Here is a 14,219-nt window from a genome sequence, read left to right on the forward strand (position 1 = left end):
GTCACGAGTTTGCCGCCTCGAAGCCGCCGAAGCGCTCGAGGGAAGTTTCAGCTAGTGAAGGGAAAGGCGCAGTTGTGGCGGGAGAAACGCCACTGCACGGAACTCAAGCCGACGCGGGAGGCCCCTGCGAAGACCATGAGCTGACCCAGCCCGCCGACGACAGCGGGCGTTCCGGGCCGGCGGCCGGCGCTCCGGAAGCTATTTCGAAATCATGGAATTCGAGGATCGATTCCCAGATGCGCGCAACCGCGAAGGCCACTGCCGCGTCGGCGTCGCGCGTGCAACAGGCAAAGCAGCAGTGGTCGTAATCCTTGCCTTCGCGACGGGACTGGTCGCCGTCCGGCGCATGCAGACAATTTGCTTCAAGCGAAGCCGCGACGACGCCGTTGGCGTTGTAGGCGGCGTGACGGCACGGCGTCGAGAGGATCAGGAGGCTCTGCGCGGCCAACAGCACGAGAAGGAGCGCAGCCAACATCGGCTTCGCATTCCCGCGCCAACGGTCTCTTTTGTCCCCCAGCCCAAACATGTTCAACGCTATGAGTCTTGCAAATTGCGTCGCCGAACCCGAGACAATCCGGGCTTCAGCATTCGTTTACGTTATATCCGCAGGTAAGCCGGCGCAAGCTTGAACTGCTCCCGACCAACATTTTCATATCATGTTTCATTCTTCATCATTGAAGCCGCGTCGACGGCTTTCATCCATGCAGCCGTCACGGCCCGGCATGAAAACGCCAGCGGGACGCAGGACCCCAAGCCGGAGCGGCCTGGATCAATCGAGCTGCCTCGGCGTCGAAGACGAAGCTCGACAGCCCCTGAGAAACGCCTTCGCCGGTCGCTTTGATATAGGCTTCCGCCAGGGTCCAGAAGCGGAAGAACATTCTTGTTCTGAGAGTTTCATTCGGACAGGCGCTGAGCTCAGCCTGCATCTGCGGCGCGAAGGCGAGGCGCGACAGGTCCATCAAATCCGGCAGATGACGCATTGGTTCGACATCGACGCCCACGGGGCTGCCGGCGATGGCGATGGCGATGAGGCCGCGCGTGTGGCTCACATTGAAATGGATCCGCCCCGACGACAGCAGCGGTTTGCCTTTGGGGCCGGAAAGAAAACTCAGACCGAGCGGGGCGGCCCCCAGCATAGCGCCGAGCAGCGCGCGCAGGCAGGCGCGCGAGGCGGCGCAGGTCCACCGGTCGGCCTCCACGCGGAAGCCGAGCGCGCGAGCCTGCTCGGCGGAGTCCAGATGCGCGAGAAATTCGGCGAAGCTCGCCGTCGCCGGTTCGCCGAACCACAGCCAAAGCTCCCCCCGCGTCGGAGGACGGCTCGGGACGTCCGCGATTGAAGGCAACACCCGATGTTCCAGCGGCTCGGCTGCGTTGCGCTCCAACGCCCACGCCCAGGCGATCGTCTCCGGCGGTTGAGGCCGCGTGCGCAGGAGAGCGTCGAGTTCGAAAGACATTTTGCTGCGCTACCCTCCACGCGATCCCAACCCGAGCATTTGAGGTTTTTGGTTTCCACATTGCATCTTGCGTGGCCCTACACGGACGTTCCGCCTCTCCTATTTGGCTGCGAAAAGGAGAACCCGACAATGACAAAAGCAGGCGTAGCGATGTTCGCGCTGGGGATGTTGCTCGGCGCGATCCTGCCGGCGGCGGCTTATGACGCCAGGCCGGCTCCCTATGGACTTTACTCCCCTCCGCCGGCGGCTCTCATATCGCCGAACCAGCACCGCCATCGTTGCTACGCGTCCTATACCCGCCGGGAGCAGGACAAGGGCATTCGGCACTGGACCGGGCTTTGCCGCCACTGGGGCTGAAAACACAAGCGCAGCCACCGCGCCCCGCGGTCTCAAGGGGTGTTTATCGCCCCCTGAGGCGCGGGGGCCTGCGGGGATTCGCCTGTCGGCGCGCTACCCTCCCGAAACCCGCTGCAAGAAGGAGCTTCCGCGAGCCATTCGGCGCCCCTTGAAGCGCCGTCTCAGCTCCTGGTCGCGCCTTATTTTATAGGCTAACGCGTTTTCGCCCCGCCGCTCAGGCAATGCTTGGGTTCTGGCTGCTGTGCGCCGCGTCGGCCCAGTGTCGAGTTTGCGCGGCGGTTTCGGGCTCCCCCCGCCCAAATACCCGGTTTCCCCGGCGATCCCGCCTAATTCCGGAGGATCCCGCCTGGTCCCGCCGTGTCCCCATATGATCCTGCGCATGACACGTGTCATGCGCAGGATCATATGGGGACACGGCGGGATTAGCCGGAACTGGCCGGGATTAGCCGGGAAAACCGAGGGTTTTGGCGGGAGCATCGGAAAAGGACCGCGCAAGATCAAATGGGGTCACGACGGCCGAGGCCGACGGCGTGTGGCCAAGAAAACCGGGGCAATCGAGCGCCGCGGTGGCGCAAACTCGGAACTCGGACGAAGCAGCGCGCCCGAGCCCCGGAAACTGCTGAATCCTAGCATTGCCTAAGCGGCGGGCGCGAGAACGCATTAGTCTACAAAAACGCTTAAGTAGGAACTGGAGAGGCGCTTCAAGGGGCGTTGAAGGGCTCATCAAAGCTCCTTCTTGCAGCGGGTTTCGGGAGGGTCGCCGCAGACGCTCTTGATGTTGTGGAAGCCCACGCAGCGGCCGTCGGGGCCGCGATAGCCCGGGCCTCCCTTGCATCCGCAGCCGGTGCATTCCGGCTCCTCGACCTGGGCGGCGCCTTCCTTCGCGCAATTGGTCTCGGGAGGCGTTCCGCAGACGCTCTTGAGATTGGCGTAGCCGACACAGCGGCCGTCCGGGCCACGATAGCCGGGACCGCCCCGGCACCCGCAGCCCTTGCAGGCGAAAGCGGGCGACGCAGCCATCAGCAAAAGCGCGAGGGCGAGAGCGCATCGTTTCACTGAGAATTGGACCGACTGCGAGTAAAGACGCCAGCGGTCTTTGCACCCAACCACCGCAGAACGCGCGGCCCGAGCAAATCGGCGTCTGATTCCTCGTGCAGGGCAGCGGGGGGCTCTTCTTGCGACGGAGGAGTCGGACGCTGCAGATCAACCGGCTCGGCGGCCATCAGCGCCCAAACGAGCGCGCCGACCCATCCCAGAAAGGTCCAGCCCAACAGCAGATCGAGCGCGATGATCGCCTGCGCATGGCGATGCTTGTAGCCGACGGCGACGACGCTGGGCGCGACGTAGATCAAAATCGCCGCAAGGGCCAAGGCGAGAAGCTCCAGGATCGAGAAGAGCGTCTGCGCGGGCGCAATCAGGTTTGGATAGCTCCTGAACCAGGTCGGAGCGCTGTAATAGGCCGCCAACGCCGTGAGGAACCAGCAGGCGAGAGCGGCCAGACCTAAGAAAACGATCTTCAAAACACGCATTTAATGCGCCTCAAACTCTAAAGCCTATTGTCCCACCATACCACCCGGCCGCAGATTTTAAACCGCTTGAGATCGGGGCCGCCGAGCACCTCGGGATCATAAGCCCGGTTGTCGCTAGAAACGACGATCTCGCCCTTCGGCGTCTTGCGCAGGCGTTTCACCCGCAGCTCGCCCTCTTGGAGGAAGACGTAAACGTCGGGGTTGTCGAACTCGTTCTTCGGCCTGGGCGGCTTCGTCGGCAGGGTTCGCTCCGCCTCGTTCACGAGCAGGAGCGCTCCATCCCCGATCGTCGGGACCATGCTTTCGCCCTTCGCTCGCATGAAGCGCAGCTTCGCGCCCGGCGGCGCCAGCGAGCGGATCATCCAGGTCGGGAATATCAATTCCTCGTCGACGGCGACGGCGCTGTTGGTCGCGCCCGCGCCCGCGGCAGCGAGGGCGTCGAGCTTTTGAACGGGCACCATTTGCGGTGGAACGATCTCGCTCTTCGGCGAGGTCTGCTCCGCAATCCCCAGAAGATCATTCAAGGGGACTTCCAGCTTTTCGCTCACGGCCATCAAGAAGGGCGCGCGAGGCTCATTTTTTCCAGCGAGCGCATTGCGGAGCGTCTGCTCCGGAATTTCGAGGAACTTCGCCGCCTCTGCGGTCGATTTGAACCCCTTGGTCAGCTCCCGCATCCGCGCGCCGAAGCGCTCCTTATCGAAAAGTGGATCGCGCGCCATCAATCCACCATACAAGGTTGACGCATCGCCAAACTTGAGCTTAAATCCACCTTAAATAGTGGATTCGAGAGGTTGGACGTGCCCAAGGCGAGCAAAGAGGGGTTGAACCGCCACGAAATAATGGCGGCGATCCGCATGAAAGGATCGAGTTTCGCGGCGATCGCCCGCGACCACGGCCTGAAGCGCCAGACCATGTATTGGGCGCAAATTCGCCCCCATCCGCGCGCCAACGCCGCCATCGCCGATTTTCTCGGCGTGCCGCTCTGCGAATTGTGGCCGGAATGGTTCGACGCGGACGGCAAGCTGATCTCCACGGCTGCGCTTCCGCGCCCGAGCGCCCAGCCTATCCCGACAGCGTCCTTCCGGTCGAGGCTACGCCGCCGCGCCGCTTGAGCTTTGGTTAACCGACGCCCTTTCGCCCCGGAGGCAGAATGCAAATCCCCGAAAAAATCGCCATCGCGGACATAGACGCCACGGACCGTCTTCGGCCGGTCGACGTGGCGCATGCTCAATTCATCGCAGATTCGATCGAGCGCAAAGGCAATGGCGTTGTCGGCGAAGGCCTCGATCAGCCGATCATCGTCCGCCCCAAGTCGGCGGGCGGCTATCAGCTCGTCATCGGCGGCCACCGCCACTGGGCGATGGTCGATCTCGGCTGGAAAGAACTGGTCGTCGGCAAGCACGTCATGGTGCAGGAACTCGACGATCTCGAAGCGAAAATCGCCGAGATCGACGAGAACGTAGCCCGCCGCGACCTTAATCCATTGGATCGGGCGATCTTCATCGCCAAGCGCCGGGAACTCTTCGTCAAAAAATATGGGGAGACGCGCGGTCGCAAGCGCAAAGACATTGAATTCAAAGAGGAAGAAAAAAACCCCAACTTGGGGGTTTTTCTCTCCTCCCGCTTTTCCGAGGAGACGGCGAAGCGGATCGGCTACAGCAAGGGCACTATCGATCGCGCACTCCATATCGCTAACAATTTGTCTGAAGAGATCATCGCCGCCATTCGCGGCACCGGGGTCGAGACCAATCAGCAGGAGCTGCTCGCCCTGGCCGAGGCCGAGCCCGAACAGCAGCTCGCCCTGGCGCGCAAAATCTCCTCGGGCGAGGCCAAAACGGTGCTGCAGGCCAAATGGGCCTGCGGCTTCGAGCGGCAGCCCGCCAACGACCCGCAAGGCCGCCTGCTCACAAACCTCTCCGAGTCCTTCGACAAGGCCAGCAAGGCCACGCGCGCCTCTTTCATGAAGAAGTTCGGGCTCGCCTACGCGGAGACGCGGAGATGACGGTCGAGCAGGTCTATCTCCTTCGCGAGACCTTTCCTCCAGGCGCTTCGGGCGTCCCCTTGAGCGAGTTTGACGGCACGCCGTTCTGGGCGGTGCGGCTGCAGCCTCATCCAACCGTGATAGGCCAATGGCTTCATGCGGGCCTCTATTTCCATGACCTCCCAAGCAACTGTTTTCGCCTGACCGAGGCCGGCCGCAAGGCTGTCTCCGACGCCCGCATGCGCCTTGAGGCCGCCGGAAAATGAACAGCTGGCTCTCGCTCCAGGAACTCGCTGACCTCGCGCTGCCCGGCCTGCCGGCGACGCCGCGCGGCTGGCGTGACTGGGCGGAGCGCAACGGCTGGGACGAGCGCGCCGGCATGGTGCGGGCGCGCTCGGGGCGCGGCGGCGGGCTCGAATACCACATCGAGCTGCTGCCGCCCGAAAGCCTCGCGGCCTATGTCGCCGGGACCCTTGGCCTCGTCGACGCCACCAAGGAGAGCGCCGCGGGCTGCGACCAGCTCTCCCTGCCGATGATGGAGTCCCGCGACGCCCGCATGGCGCTGGTGATGGCCGCGGACCGGCTCGCGGTCGAGGGCTCCATGAGCCACCGCACGGCGGACCGGCTGTTCGCGGCGCTCTACAACGCCGAGCGCATCGACGTCGCGGCCTGGGTGCGCTCGCAGATCAAACAGACGAGCGCAAAGACGCTCCAGCGCTGGCGCATCGCGGCGCGGCGCGACAAATCCCGCCTCGGAGTCGATCGAGGCGCGGCGCGCAGGGGTAAGGGCGCGTTGGACGTGGCGGAGGATGGTAAGGTGAAGGCGTTCATCCTCGCCCATGTCGCCCATCAGCCGCATCTTTCCGCGGATCATGTCCGCACGCTGGTGGCGGATCGTTTCGCGGGGCTGGAACTGCCCTCGAAGCGCACCTTTCAGCTCTATTTGACCCGGCTCAAAGCCGACAATGGCGTGCTGCTGACGCGGGTGACGAACCCGGATCGCTTCAAGAGCGCCTTTCGGGTTTCCGGCGCCAACTCCCATCCCGTCACGCGCCTCAACGAGCTTTGGCAGATCGACGCTTCGCCCGCGGACGTCCTCTGCGTCGATGGCCGCCATTCGGTCTATGTCTGCATCGACATTTTCAGCCGCCGGCTCTGCATCTATCTCTCGCGCACGCCCAAGGCTGAAGCCGTCGCCCTGCTGATGCGCAAGGCGATCCTGGAATGGGGCGCGCCGGAGCGGTTGAAGCTCGACAACGGCTCGGATTTCATCGCGAAGGCCTCGCAGCGCCTCTTCGCCAGCCTCGAAATCGAGGTCGAATTCTCCGCGCCCTTCAGCCCCGAGCAGAAGGGCCATGTCGAGCGCGCCATTGGCTCGATGCAGCGCGATCTGATGCCGCTGCTGCCGGGCTTCATCGGCCACAGCGTCAAGGACCGCAAGGTCATCGAGGAGCGCAAGGCCTTCTCGGCCCGCCTCGGCCAGGATGACGCCCGCGCCTTCGGCGTGGAGCTCACCGCCAGGGAGCTGCAGGCCTATCTCGACGATTGGGCGCGGGGTCGCTACGCCTCGCGGCCCCATAGCGGGATCGACGGCGTCTCGCCGCAGGCCAAGGCCGCCTCCTATGCCGGCAAGGTCCGCCGCGTCGCCGACGAGCGCGCGCTCGATCTGCTGCTGGCGCCGCTCGCGGGCGCCGATGGGCTGCGCATGGTCGGCAAACAGGGCGTGCGCATCGACGGCAGCTTCTATCTGCCGACCACCGTCCTCCCCGGCGATCGCGTCTTCGTGCGCATGGACCCTGCCGACATGGGCCGCGCCTTCCTTTTCTCACCCGATGGCGAAACCTTCCTCGGCGAGGCGATCTGCCCCGAGCTTGCCGGCGTCGATCCGGTGGAAGCAGTGGCGCGCGCCAAGTCGGCGCAAAAGGCCTTGCTGGAAGAAGGCACGAAAGAGCTTCGCGCCGGCATGCGCCGCATCAAGCCGCGCGACATGGCGGAGGCCGTGCTGCGCCAGGGCGCATTGGAGAGCGGCAAGCTCGCCATCTTCCCGCGCCCTGCGGAAACCCACGAGACCCCGGCGCTTGCGGCGGCGAAAGAGGCGCTGAGCCCGGTGGAAGAGGTGAAGGCCTATCTCGCCGAGAAGACGCAGGAACAAGCCCCCTCGACCTCCGTCGTTCGCCTCCCCGAGACCAAGCAGCAGCGCTTCAAGCGTGCATTGGAATTGGAGGCCGCGATCGCGCGCAGCGAAGCGATTCCGACCGATCTGGCCCTTTGGCTCGGCGGCTATCAGGCCGGCGCCGAATACGCGGCGATGAAGGCCATGTTCGAAGACTTTGGTGAGCAAGCGTTGAAGTGAGTTTTTCAAAAGGAAAGGCGCGCCGTTGCAGCGGCGCGCCCCTCAAAACCGAAAAGGATACGAGAGCAACTATGTCAAACCTGTCCCCTCCCGTCAAACCCCGCGGCAGTATCGCGGCGTTGAAGAATGTTTCGGGATTCTTCGAACTGGTTTCGCGCGTGCGCGATCGCTCGCCGTCGCTGCCCAATATCGGCGTCATGCACGGCCGCTCCGGCGACGGCAAAAGCTACGCCTCGATCTATGCGCAGAACAAGACGCGGGCCATTCGCGTCGAGGTCGGCGACAGCTGGACCCGCAAGACTTTGCTTTGCGCGATCCTGCAGGAATGCGGCGTGCACCGGCCTTCGGGCTCGGTGGCGGAGCTGTCGCAGCTCGCGATCCAGACGCTGGCGGAAGAACCGCGCCGGCCGCTCTTTGTCGACGAAGCCGACAAGATTTGCGACAAGAATTACATCGAGCTGATCCGCGAAATCGCCATGGGCTCCAACGTGCCCGTGCTGCTGATCGGCGAGGAGCGGCTGCCCTCGAAGCTCGCCCAGGTCGAACGGCTGCACAACCGAATCCTCGCTTGGTTCGGGGCGGAGCCCTGCGATCTCGCCGATGCGCGAAAGCTCGCCGAGCTGCTCCTGCCCGAAAGCGTCACGATCGAGGACGCTCTGCTCGACGAAATCCGCGTGCAGGGCGACGGCCGCGCCCGCCGCATCGCCACCAGCCTCGACGGCGTTGGACATTGGGCCCGCAACGCCGGCGTGAAGGCGGTTTCAAAGGCCAATTACGACGGCGCGATCTACACCGGCGAAGCGCCCAAGGCGCGCGCCGCCAAGCTCATCGTGAAGCCCGAAATCGTCGCCTCCAACACGCGGAGGGCTTCGTGACGCGCAAGCCAATCGCCATCGAAATCGCGATGCCTTCCGGCCCGGCGCATTACTGGTCTCTGATGCAGGCCGCCGGACCGAAGGGCTTCACCATTCGCTCCATCGCGCTGGCCTCGGAAGGCGTCGCCTATAAATCGGTCAAGCGCTACGTCGAGTTCCTCAAGGCCGAAGGCTTCGTCGTGCGCATAGGCGAGAAGCGCGACGGCTTTGCGATGCAGGCGGTCTATGCCGTCAAGCGGCCCCAGCGCAACGCGCCGATCAGGCGCGCGGAGGGCAAGACGGAGCCCTTCACCGCGCGGCAGGCGCTGTGGAACGCCATGCGCACCCTGGCGCGCTTCTCGATCAACGAACTCGCCATAGCGGCCTCGACCGAAGAGCGCCCGGTGGCGCAGCGCACGGCGGACGCCTATGTGCGCGCGCTGCTCAAGGCCGGCGCGGTCATCGTGATCGACCCGCCGCAGCGCCTCAAGGGCAAGGGCTCGACCGTCGGCGTTTATCGACTCTCGCCGCGGGCCAACAGCGGCCCGCAGGCGCCTAAGCTCTGCAACGCGAACTTCATTTTCGACATGAACACCCGCAAGCCCCTGGGCGAGGCGGTAGTTACGGAGGCGCGTCCATGACCGCGGCTGTTAAGGTTAATTCTTTACCGCTTGTTAAGGCTCTGTTTCTCGACAAGGCGCGCGAGGCCTATGGCGCCGCGCTTCCCCAATGGATCGAGGAGCTGGCCAAATATGCCGACGCCAACACTGCGGCGGCGGCCGGGCGCAAGATCGGCGTGTCGGCATCGACCGTCTCGCAGATCCTCTCCAACAGCTACGGCGCTCGCGACTGGGGCGGAATCGAAGCGCGCGTGCGCGGCGAGCTGATGCGGGAGACCGTGGTCTGCCCGGTGCTGGATGAAATCACCAAGGGCTATTGCCAGGACGAACAGGCCAAGTCCTTCACCGGCACCAGCGCGACGCGCACCGCGCTGTTCCACGCCTGCCGCGGCGGCTGCGAGCATTCGCGGCTCAAAGTTGCGGGAGGCGTCGATGGCTGAACCGCAAACCCTCGTCTCAAAGCTCGCCGATCTCGAAGCCTGCCTGCGTAGCCTCGGGGCCTCGCCTTGTCACTTCGAACCGCAGGCGATGGAAGCCCTCGCCGATGAAATCTACGAGATGGGACGAAAGGCCATCGAACTTGGCGTCGAACGCCGTGCTTTGGAGCGCAAGGCCGCGATCGCCGACGCGCTGGACGAAGCCCCCGATCTGCCGCTTTCCAATGCGCTGAGCGAGATGGCCAGCGGCTTCGGGGATCTGCGCGACAGCCTCATCGAACTCGCGCCGCAGAAGAGCTTCGAGGGCTATGGCGCCGTCGGCGAGGCGCTCGAAATGCTGGCACAAAAGGCCAAACGGCTGGAACTCGAAGCCCATGTGCGGGAGCGCGAGATCGAGCGCCTCCGCACCCAGCTCACGGCGATGGATTGCGCACTCCTCGCCCGCAAGAGCTGCGAGGAGATCGAGCAGCGCCTGACCGACCTCAAGGCCCTGGAAGGCGGCGCGGCGATCGTCGATCTGCGCGAGCATTTCGCACGGGAGAGCCGATACAACGCGGCCAAGCGAGAGGGAGCGGGTCATGACGGCGCTGCCTGATCCCGCGCTGTTCCACGCGCCCACCATCGCCGAGGTGAGCGAGGAGATATGCGCGCATTACGGCCTCACCCGGATCGAACTGGCTTCGAGCAGCCGCCGCGCATCGGTCACGGGGCCTCGGGCTGCGGCCTATTACCTCGCCGCGCGCCTCACCGGCAAATCCCTGCCGGCGATCGGCTCGGCCCTCGGCGGCCGTGACCATACCACCGTGCTCTTTGGCCGCGATAAATTCGCCGCGCGCCTTGCGGTCGATCCTATCCTCGCGGAGGAAGTGGCGGAATTGGAGCGGCGCATCCTTGAGCGCGCTGCGGCCAGGGCGAAGAGCCTGCCGCCGGACATGGCGGATATCGATCTCCCCGCCGTGGCCATGCGCGTCGTCAAGGGCGGCCCGCGCGCCGCGATCTCGCTCTCGGTGATCGAGATCATGGCGATCTGCGGGGCGCTGCACGAGCATTTCACCCAGGAGAGCGACTGTGACGTGAATCTGGACGTAGACGATCCCGCGTCTGCGCCCGTCCGGTCTCCCTGCGCTCGCGAGCTGCTCCGCGCTCTCGTCTTCGCCGATCGGAGCCTGCGGGCCCGAGATTCCCGGGCCAATCTCTGGCGCCTGCGCTACGCCATAGACGCAGCGCGGGACTCCGGCGATCGGCGCTTCGCCGCCTTCCTCGCCGCCCATGCCGCCGTCGAAAAGGCGCTCTGGACCGCAGGCGAACGCAACGCCCGCGAGCGGCGCGAAGCCGCCCTGCAAAACCTCATTGAAACCATTGAAAGAGAGGATTGAACATGGACCCCGTGCAGATCATCAACGGCAAGCCCTATCGAATGGACGCGAGAGGCGCGCTGGTGCCCGAAAGCGCGATCAAGCCGATGGACCTTCTCCTCGACGAGACGGTGCGCAAGATCATGGGATTTGCGACCGACATTTCGGCCCAGATCGCCCGCTTCAAGGGCCATTGCTACGACGACATCGGCTCGCTGCAGGCCCTCGTCGCCCAGGACTATGGCGCCAAACTCGGCGGCCAGAAGGGCAATCTCACCCTCACCAGCTTCGACGGGCTGATGCGCGTCCAGGTCCAGGTGCAGGATCAGCTCGAGTTCGGGCCCGAGCTGCAGGCGGCCAAGAGCCTCGTCGACGAATGCCTCAACGAATGGGCGGCCGATTCCCGCGACGAGATCCGCGCCCTGGTCACCCGCGCCTTTCAGGTCGACAAGGAGGGCCGCATCAATCGCGCCGAAATCTTCATGCTGCTGCGCGTCGAGATCGAGGACGAGCGCTGGACGCAGGCCATGAACGCCGTGCGCGACAGTATTCGCGTCATCGGCTCGCGCTCCTATCTGCGCTTTTCCGAGCGCGACACGCCGGACGGCGCATGGCGCCCGGTCACGGTCGATCTCGCCAGCGCGGAAAGGGCTTCAGCATGAGCCGGCCGTCTTTCCTCTACACCCTCGCCGCGGCTGTCGCGGCACATGGCGTCGTCGCCGTGGCTTCCGGGCTCGCCGAACAGGCCTTCGGCTTTGCGTTGTTGCTGGCGCTGCTTTCGGGCTGCGCCGCCGTCGCGCTCGTCATGATCGGCCTGCGTTTGCAACAGGGAGCGCGCCAATGACCACTGCCGCACAAAGCCGCGCCATCCACGCCGCGCTGCGCAAGCAGGGCCTCGACGACGCGCTCTACCGCGACATGCTGTGGAGCCAGTTCGGCAAACGGTCTTCCACAGAACTGACCGACGAAGAAGCCGCGCTGTTTCTCAAGGGGCTCGACATCCCGCCCGTGCATTGCGGCTCGGCGCGGGGGAAAGCGGTGAGGCTCCAAGGGCCTTATGCCAAGATCCTTCAGGCGCTCTGGATCGCGGGATATAATCTCGGCCTGATCCACAACCGCGACGACGCCGCTCTGGCGCAGTTCGTCAAGCGCCAGACCCGGATTGATCACACCCGCTGGCTCACCGACGCCAAGGACGCCAGCAAGGCGATCGAGGCGCTGCGGGGCTGGCTGGCGCGGGCCGGCGGCGTCGAATGGCCGGTCGGTCGCGATGCCGGGTCCTTTGCGCAAAAGCGCGCGGTGTGCCGGGCGATCGCGAAGAAGCTCCATGCGCTCCAATCCTTCGGCATGCCGGGCGTCTCTTTCGATTTCGCCTTCCAGGCGGAGATCGCGGGGGTGAGCCCGACGCGGATCGACGATTTCGCCAACCGCCTCGGGCAAAAACTGCGCCGCGCGATGGCGGAAGAGAAGAAGCGGAGGGCCGACAGAGGCACGGATGCGATCGGCGGTTTCACCCTGTTTCGCTGCCGGCGCTGCGGCGGCGAACTCAGATATCGCGTAGACCTCAACATCAAAGATACCCTCCGCGGCGTCCCTTGCGGCGCCTGCAACGGCGAGAGAAATCCCCCATTCAAAGGCTAGAAAGGCTTGCAGATGATTTGGTTCAAACGCGAAAGCAAGGAAGTCCAGCGCCTGGAGAAACGCGTTCAGGAGCTGCTGGTCAATCAGGCGCAGCTGCTGGAGCAGGCGCGCTCAGCCGGCCGCGCGAGGCAGTTCGCGAAGGTCGGCAATATCGAAACCCTCATTCTCGATCTTCCTCTGCCGCGCGAAATCGCCTGGAGGCTTTGCGACGAGGTGAGATTGGCGGTCGAAAAGCAGTTCGAGGAAGCCCCGGAGTTCCGCCGGTGAAGCGCCTCTCGCTCCTCTCCCTCATCCTTCTCGCATCGCCGGCGCTCGCCGGCCCCTGCGAGCTGCGGCGCATCGCCTATGCGCCGCAGGAGAACCTCGAACAAATCGACGTCGATCTGCTGGGCGCCGCCAAGCATCGCATCGACATGGCGGCCTATGTGCTGACCTCGATTCCCGTCATCGACGCGCTGACCGAGGCGGCGCGTCGCGGCGTCACGGTGCGGCTCTACCGCGACGGGCGCCTCTCGCGCGAGCCCAGGGCGCTCGCCGCCGCCATGGAGCGGCTGCACGCCGAGCCCTCGGCGGAGATCCGCTACAAGGCTTCCCCTGCGCCCTTCATGCATCTGAAGGCCTACGCCGCAGACGGAATCTTGCGCGAGGGCGCCGGCAACTTCACCCACAGCGGTCTCATGCGCCAGGACAATTCCCTCGTCGCGCTCCAATGCGAGGAGGCTTTGAACCGCTTTGAAAAGGCCTTCGAAGCGATGTGGAGGAGGCCTTGAACGATTTCAGCAAGCCTTCTCCGCGCGGGGTGCAGGAGGAGCTGGAGCATGTGCTCCAGCACTACCGCGGCGAGTTCGCCTTCATGCCCTATCGGCGCACCGGAGATCGCCAAGATGCACGAGGCCCGGCTGGTCCAGGGCATCGAGGTCATGAAGTTCCTCGTCGTTCATGGCGAGGCGTTCAAGCGGTTTCTCGAAGAGCAGAAAGCCAAGGGAGCGACGCCATGAGCGTTAAGGTGACGGACCACGCCTTGCTCGATGTGCTGCGCATCGCCGGAACCCTTCCGGTCGAGACCCTGCGCGCAGCTCTTTCCGAGAGCCTCGGGCGCGCGGCCGATGCGGCGGAATCGATTAAGGCGCGTGATTACCGCATCGTCGTCGGCGGCCTTTCCTATCGCATCATCGAGGGCTCCCTCGTCAGCGTCCGCGAGGCCGGACGTTGAGCGAAGAAACCTTCTTCCTGCCCCCCACGCTCCAGGAGATCGCCGACGCGGCGGGGCTCGTCGCGGCGCTGAAACTGGCCGAGGCAAGAGGCGGAACCGGCGTCTATTTCCCGCCCCGCGCGCGCGACGGCCACTGGCTGGTCGAATGCGTGGGACGCGAGGCCGCGGACAAGATCTGCGCCCACTTCAGTGACGACATCGGAGTCCGCCTCCTGATTCCCCTGGGCCCGCACCGCTTCTACCAGCGCGCCTGCCGCACGGCGGTGAAACTGCTCGAAGAAGGGGTCAATCAGGTCGAGGTGGCGCGTCGCCTCGGCGTGCATCTGCGCACCGTCCAGCGTGTCGCGGCGCGCCGCCGCGATCTCGACGACCCGCAGGGCCGGCTGTTTTAGGCCGCTTGCTTTAAAGCCGATTCACCCTCACGA

Annotated in this window: 23 protein-coding genes; 18 read left to right on the forward strand and 5 right to left on the reverse strand. The window is 65.0% G+C overall.

Annotated features, from left to right (window positions below; all coding sequences use genetic code 11):
• Positions 1–103: 103 nt before the first annotated feature.
• A complete protein-coding gene (locus H2LOC_RS13900) occupies positions 104–475 on the reverse strand; it encodes a hypothetical protein (protein ID WP_136497581.1) in 372 nt (123 codons plus the stop codon).
• A 235-nt stretch (positions 476–710) separates the two neighbouring features.
• Positions 711–1,454, reverse strand: a complete 744-nt coding sequence (locus H2LOC_RS13905; RefSeq protein WP_136497582.1) for a 4'-phosphopantetheinyl transferase family protein — start codon at positions 1,452–1,454, stop codon at positions 711–713.
• Between the two features lie 129 nt (positions 1,455–1,583).
• Between H2LOC_RS13905 and H2LOC_RS13910 the strand changes: the two genes are divergently transcribed.
• A complete protein-coding gene (locus tag H2LOC_RS13910; RefSeq protein WP_136497583.1) occupies positions 1,584–1,811 on the forward strand; it encodes a hypothetical protein in 228 nt (75 codons plus the stop codon).
• Positions 1,812–2,534: 723 nt separating this feature from the next.
• Here the strand turns inward: H2LOC_RS13910 and H2LOC_RS13915 are convergent.
• From H2LOC_RS13915 to H2LOC_RS13925, 3 genes are read right to left on the reverse strand one after another with little or no spacing between them, the layout of a single operon-like run.
• The gene (locus H2LOC_RS13915; RefSeq protein ID WP_136497584.1) at positions 2,535–2,831 is read right to left on the reverse strand and encodes a hypothetical protein; all 297 of its coding nucleotides are present in this window, start codon (positions 2,829–2,831) and stop codon (positions 2,535–2,537) included.
• 32 nt (positions 2,832–2,863) lie between these two features.
• A complete protein-coding gene (locus H2LOC_RS13920) occupies positions 2,864–3,340 on the reverse strand; it encodes a superinfection immunity protein (protein ID WP_136497585.1) in 477 nt (158 codons plus the stop codon).
• A 17-nt stretch (positions 3,341–3,357) separates the two neighbouring features.
• Positions 3,358–4,059: an XRE family transcriptional regulator gene (locus tag H2LOC_RS13925; RefSeq protein ID WP_136497586.1), complete on the reverse strand. Its 702-nt coding sequence runs from the start codon at positions 4,057–4,059 to the stop codon at positions 3,358–3,360.
• 78 nt (positions 4,060–4,137) lie between these two features.
• On the opposite strand from H2LOC_RS13925, the gene H2LOC_RS13930 reads away from it, so the two are divergent.
• The 17 genes from H2LOC_RS13930 to H2LOC_RS14005 all read left to right on the forward strand — a co-directional run bounded on the left by H2LOC_RS13930 (position 4,138) and on the right by H2LOC_RS14005 (position 14,186).
• Positions 4,138–4,452: a helix-turn-helix domain-containing protein gene (locus H2LOC_RS13930; RefSeq protein WP_246207184.1), complete on the forward strand. Its 315-nt coding sequence runs from the start codon at positions 4,138–4,140 to the stop codon at positions 4,450–4,452.
• A 38-nt stretch (positions 4,453–4,490) separates the two neighbouring features.
• Entirely contained in the window at positions 4,491–5,342 is an 852-nt protein-coding gene (locus tag H2LOC_RS13935; RefSeq protein ID WP_136497588.1) for a ParB/RepB/Spo0J family partition protein, read from the forward strand.
• Positions 5,339–5,587, forward strand: a complete 249-nt coding sequence (locus tag H2LOC_RS13940; protein ID WP_136497589.1) for a hypothetical protein — start codon at positions 5,339–5,341, stop codon at positions 5,585–5,587. The genes H2LOC_RS13935 and H2LOC_RS13940 overlap by 4 nt, the downstream gene beginning before the upstream one ends.
• Positions 5,584–7,674 carry a DDE-type integrase/transposase/recombinase gene (locus tag H2LOC_RS13945; RefSeq protein WP_136497590.1) on the forward strand — a complete coding sequence of 697 codons (2,091 nt, stop codon included), beginning with the start codon at positions 5,584–5,586 and terminating at the stop codon, positions 7,672–7,674. The genes H2LOC_RS13940 and H2LOC_RS13945 overlap by 4 nt, the downstream gene beginning before the upstream one ends.
• A gap of 71 nt (positions 7,675–7,745) precedes the next feature.
• Positions 7,746–8,549, forward strand: a complete 804-nt coding sequence (locus tag H2LOC_RS13950; protein WP_136497591.1) for an AAA family ATPase — start codon at positions 7,746–7,748, stop codon at positions 8,547–8,549.
• Positions 8,546–9,169 carry a hypothetical protein gene (locus H2LOC_RS13955; RefSeq protein WP_136497592.1) on the forward strand — a complete coding sequence of 208 codons (624 nt, stop codon included), beginning with the start codon at positions 8,546–8,548 and terminating at the stop codon, positions 9,167–9,169. Before H2LOC_RS13950 ends, H2LOC_RS13955 begins: the two co-directional genes overlap by 4 nt.
• Positions 9,166–9,588: a transcriptional regulator gene (locus H2LOC_RS21395; protein WP_162009772.1), complete on the forward strand. Its 423-nt coding sequence runs from the start codon at positions 9,166–9,168 to the stop codon at positions 9,586–9,588. Before H2LOC_RS13955 ends, H2LOC_RS21395 begins: the two co-directional genes overlap by 4 nt.
• Positions 9,581–10,180 carry a hypothetical protein gene (locus H2LOC_RS13965; RefSeq protein ID WP_136497594.1) on the forward strand — a complete coding sequence of 200 codons (600 nt, stop codon included), beginning with the start codon at positions 9,581–9,583 and terminating at the stop codon, positions 10,178–10,180. Before H2LOC_RS21395 ends, H2LOC_RS13965 begins: the two co-directional genes overlap by 8 nt.
• On the forward strand, positions 10,164–10,961 hold the full coding sequence (locus H2LOC_RS13970; protein WP_136497595.1) for a helix-turn-helix domain-containing protein: 798 nt from the start codon (positions 10,164–10,166) through the stop codon (positions 10,959–10,961). The genes H2LOC_RS13965 and H2LOC_RS13970 overlap by 17 nt, the downstream gene beginning before the upstream one ends.
• 2 nt (positions 10,962–10,963) lie before the next feature.
• Positions 10,964–11,602, forward strand: coding sequence for a DUF3164 family protein (locus H2LOC_RS13975; RefSeq protein ID WP_136497639.1), 639 nt, complete (start codon positions 10,964–10,966; stop codon positions 11,600–11,602).
• Positions 11,599–11,784, forward strand: coding sequence for a hypothetical protein (locus H2LOC_RS13980; RefSeq protein WP_136497596.1), 186 nt, complete (start codon positions 11,599–11,601; stop codon positions 11,782–11,784). The genes H2LOC_RS13975 and H2LOC_RS13980 overlap by 4 nt, the downstream gene beginning before the upstream one ends.
• Positions 11,781–12,581 carry a regulatory protein GemA gene (locus H2LOC_RS13985; protein ID WP_136497597.1) on the forward strand — a complete coding sequence of 267 codons (801 nt, stop codon included), beginning with the start codon at positions 11,781–11,783 and terminating at the stop codon, positions 12,579–12,581. The genes H2LOC_RS13980 and H2LOC_RS13985 overlap by 4 nt, the downstream gene beginning before the upstream one ends.
• Positions 12,582–12,593: 12 nt before the next feature.
• Complete coding sequence (locus H2LOC_RS21400; RefSeq protein WP_162009773.1) at positions 12,594–12,848, forward strand: hypothetical protein; 255 nt, start codon at positions 12,594–12,596, stop codon at positions 12,846–12,848.
• Positions 12,845–13,351, forward strand: coding sequence for a phospholipase D-like domain-containing protein (locus tag H2LOC_RS21405; protein WP_162009774.1), 507 nt, complete (start codon positions 12,845–12,847; stop codon positions 13,349–13,351). Before H2LOC_RS21400 ends, H2LOC_RS21405 begins: the two co-directional genes overlap by 4 nt.
• Positions 13,352–13,399: 48 nt before the next feature.
• Complete coding sequence (locus H2LOC_RS13995; protein ID WP_136497598.1) at positions 13,400–13,579, forward strand: hypothetical protein; 180 nt, start codon at positions 13,400–13,402, stop codon at positions 13,577–13,579.
• Positions 13,576–13,794, forward strand: a complete 219-nt coding sequence (locus H2LOC_RS14000; protein WP_136497599.1) for a hypothetical protein — start codon at positions 13,576–13,578, stop codon at positions 13,792–13,794. The genes H2LOC_RS13995 and H2LOC_RS14000 overlap by 4 nt, the downstream gene beginning before the upstream one ends.
• Positions 13,791–14,186, forward strand: coding sequence for a helix-turn-helix domain-containing protein (locus H2LOC_RS14005; protein ID WP_136497600.1), 396 nt, complete (start codon positions 13,791–13,793; stop codon positions 14,184–14,186). The genes H2LOC_RS14000 and H2LOC_RS14005 overlap by 4 nt, the downstream gene beginning before the upstream one ends.
• Positions 14,187–14,219: the final 33 nt, after the last annotated feature.

It is taken from the genome of Methylocystis heyeri (assembly GCF_004802635.2).
GTDB lineage: Bacteria > Pseudomonadota > Alphaproteobacteria > Rhizobiales > Beijerinckiaceae > Methylocystis > Methylocystis heyeri.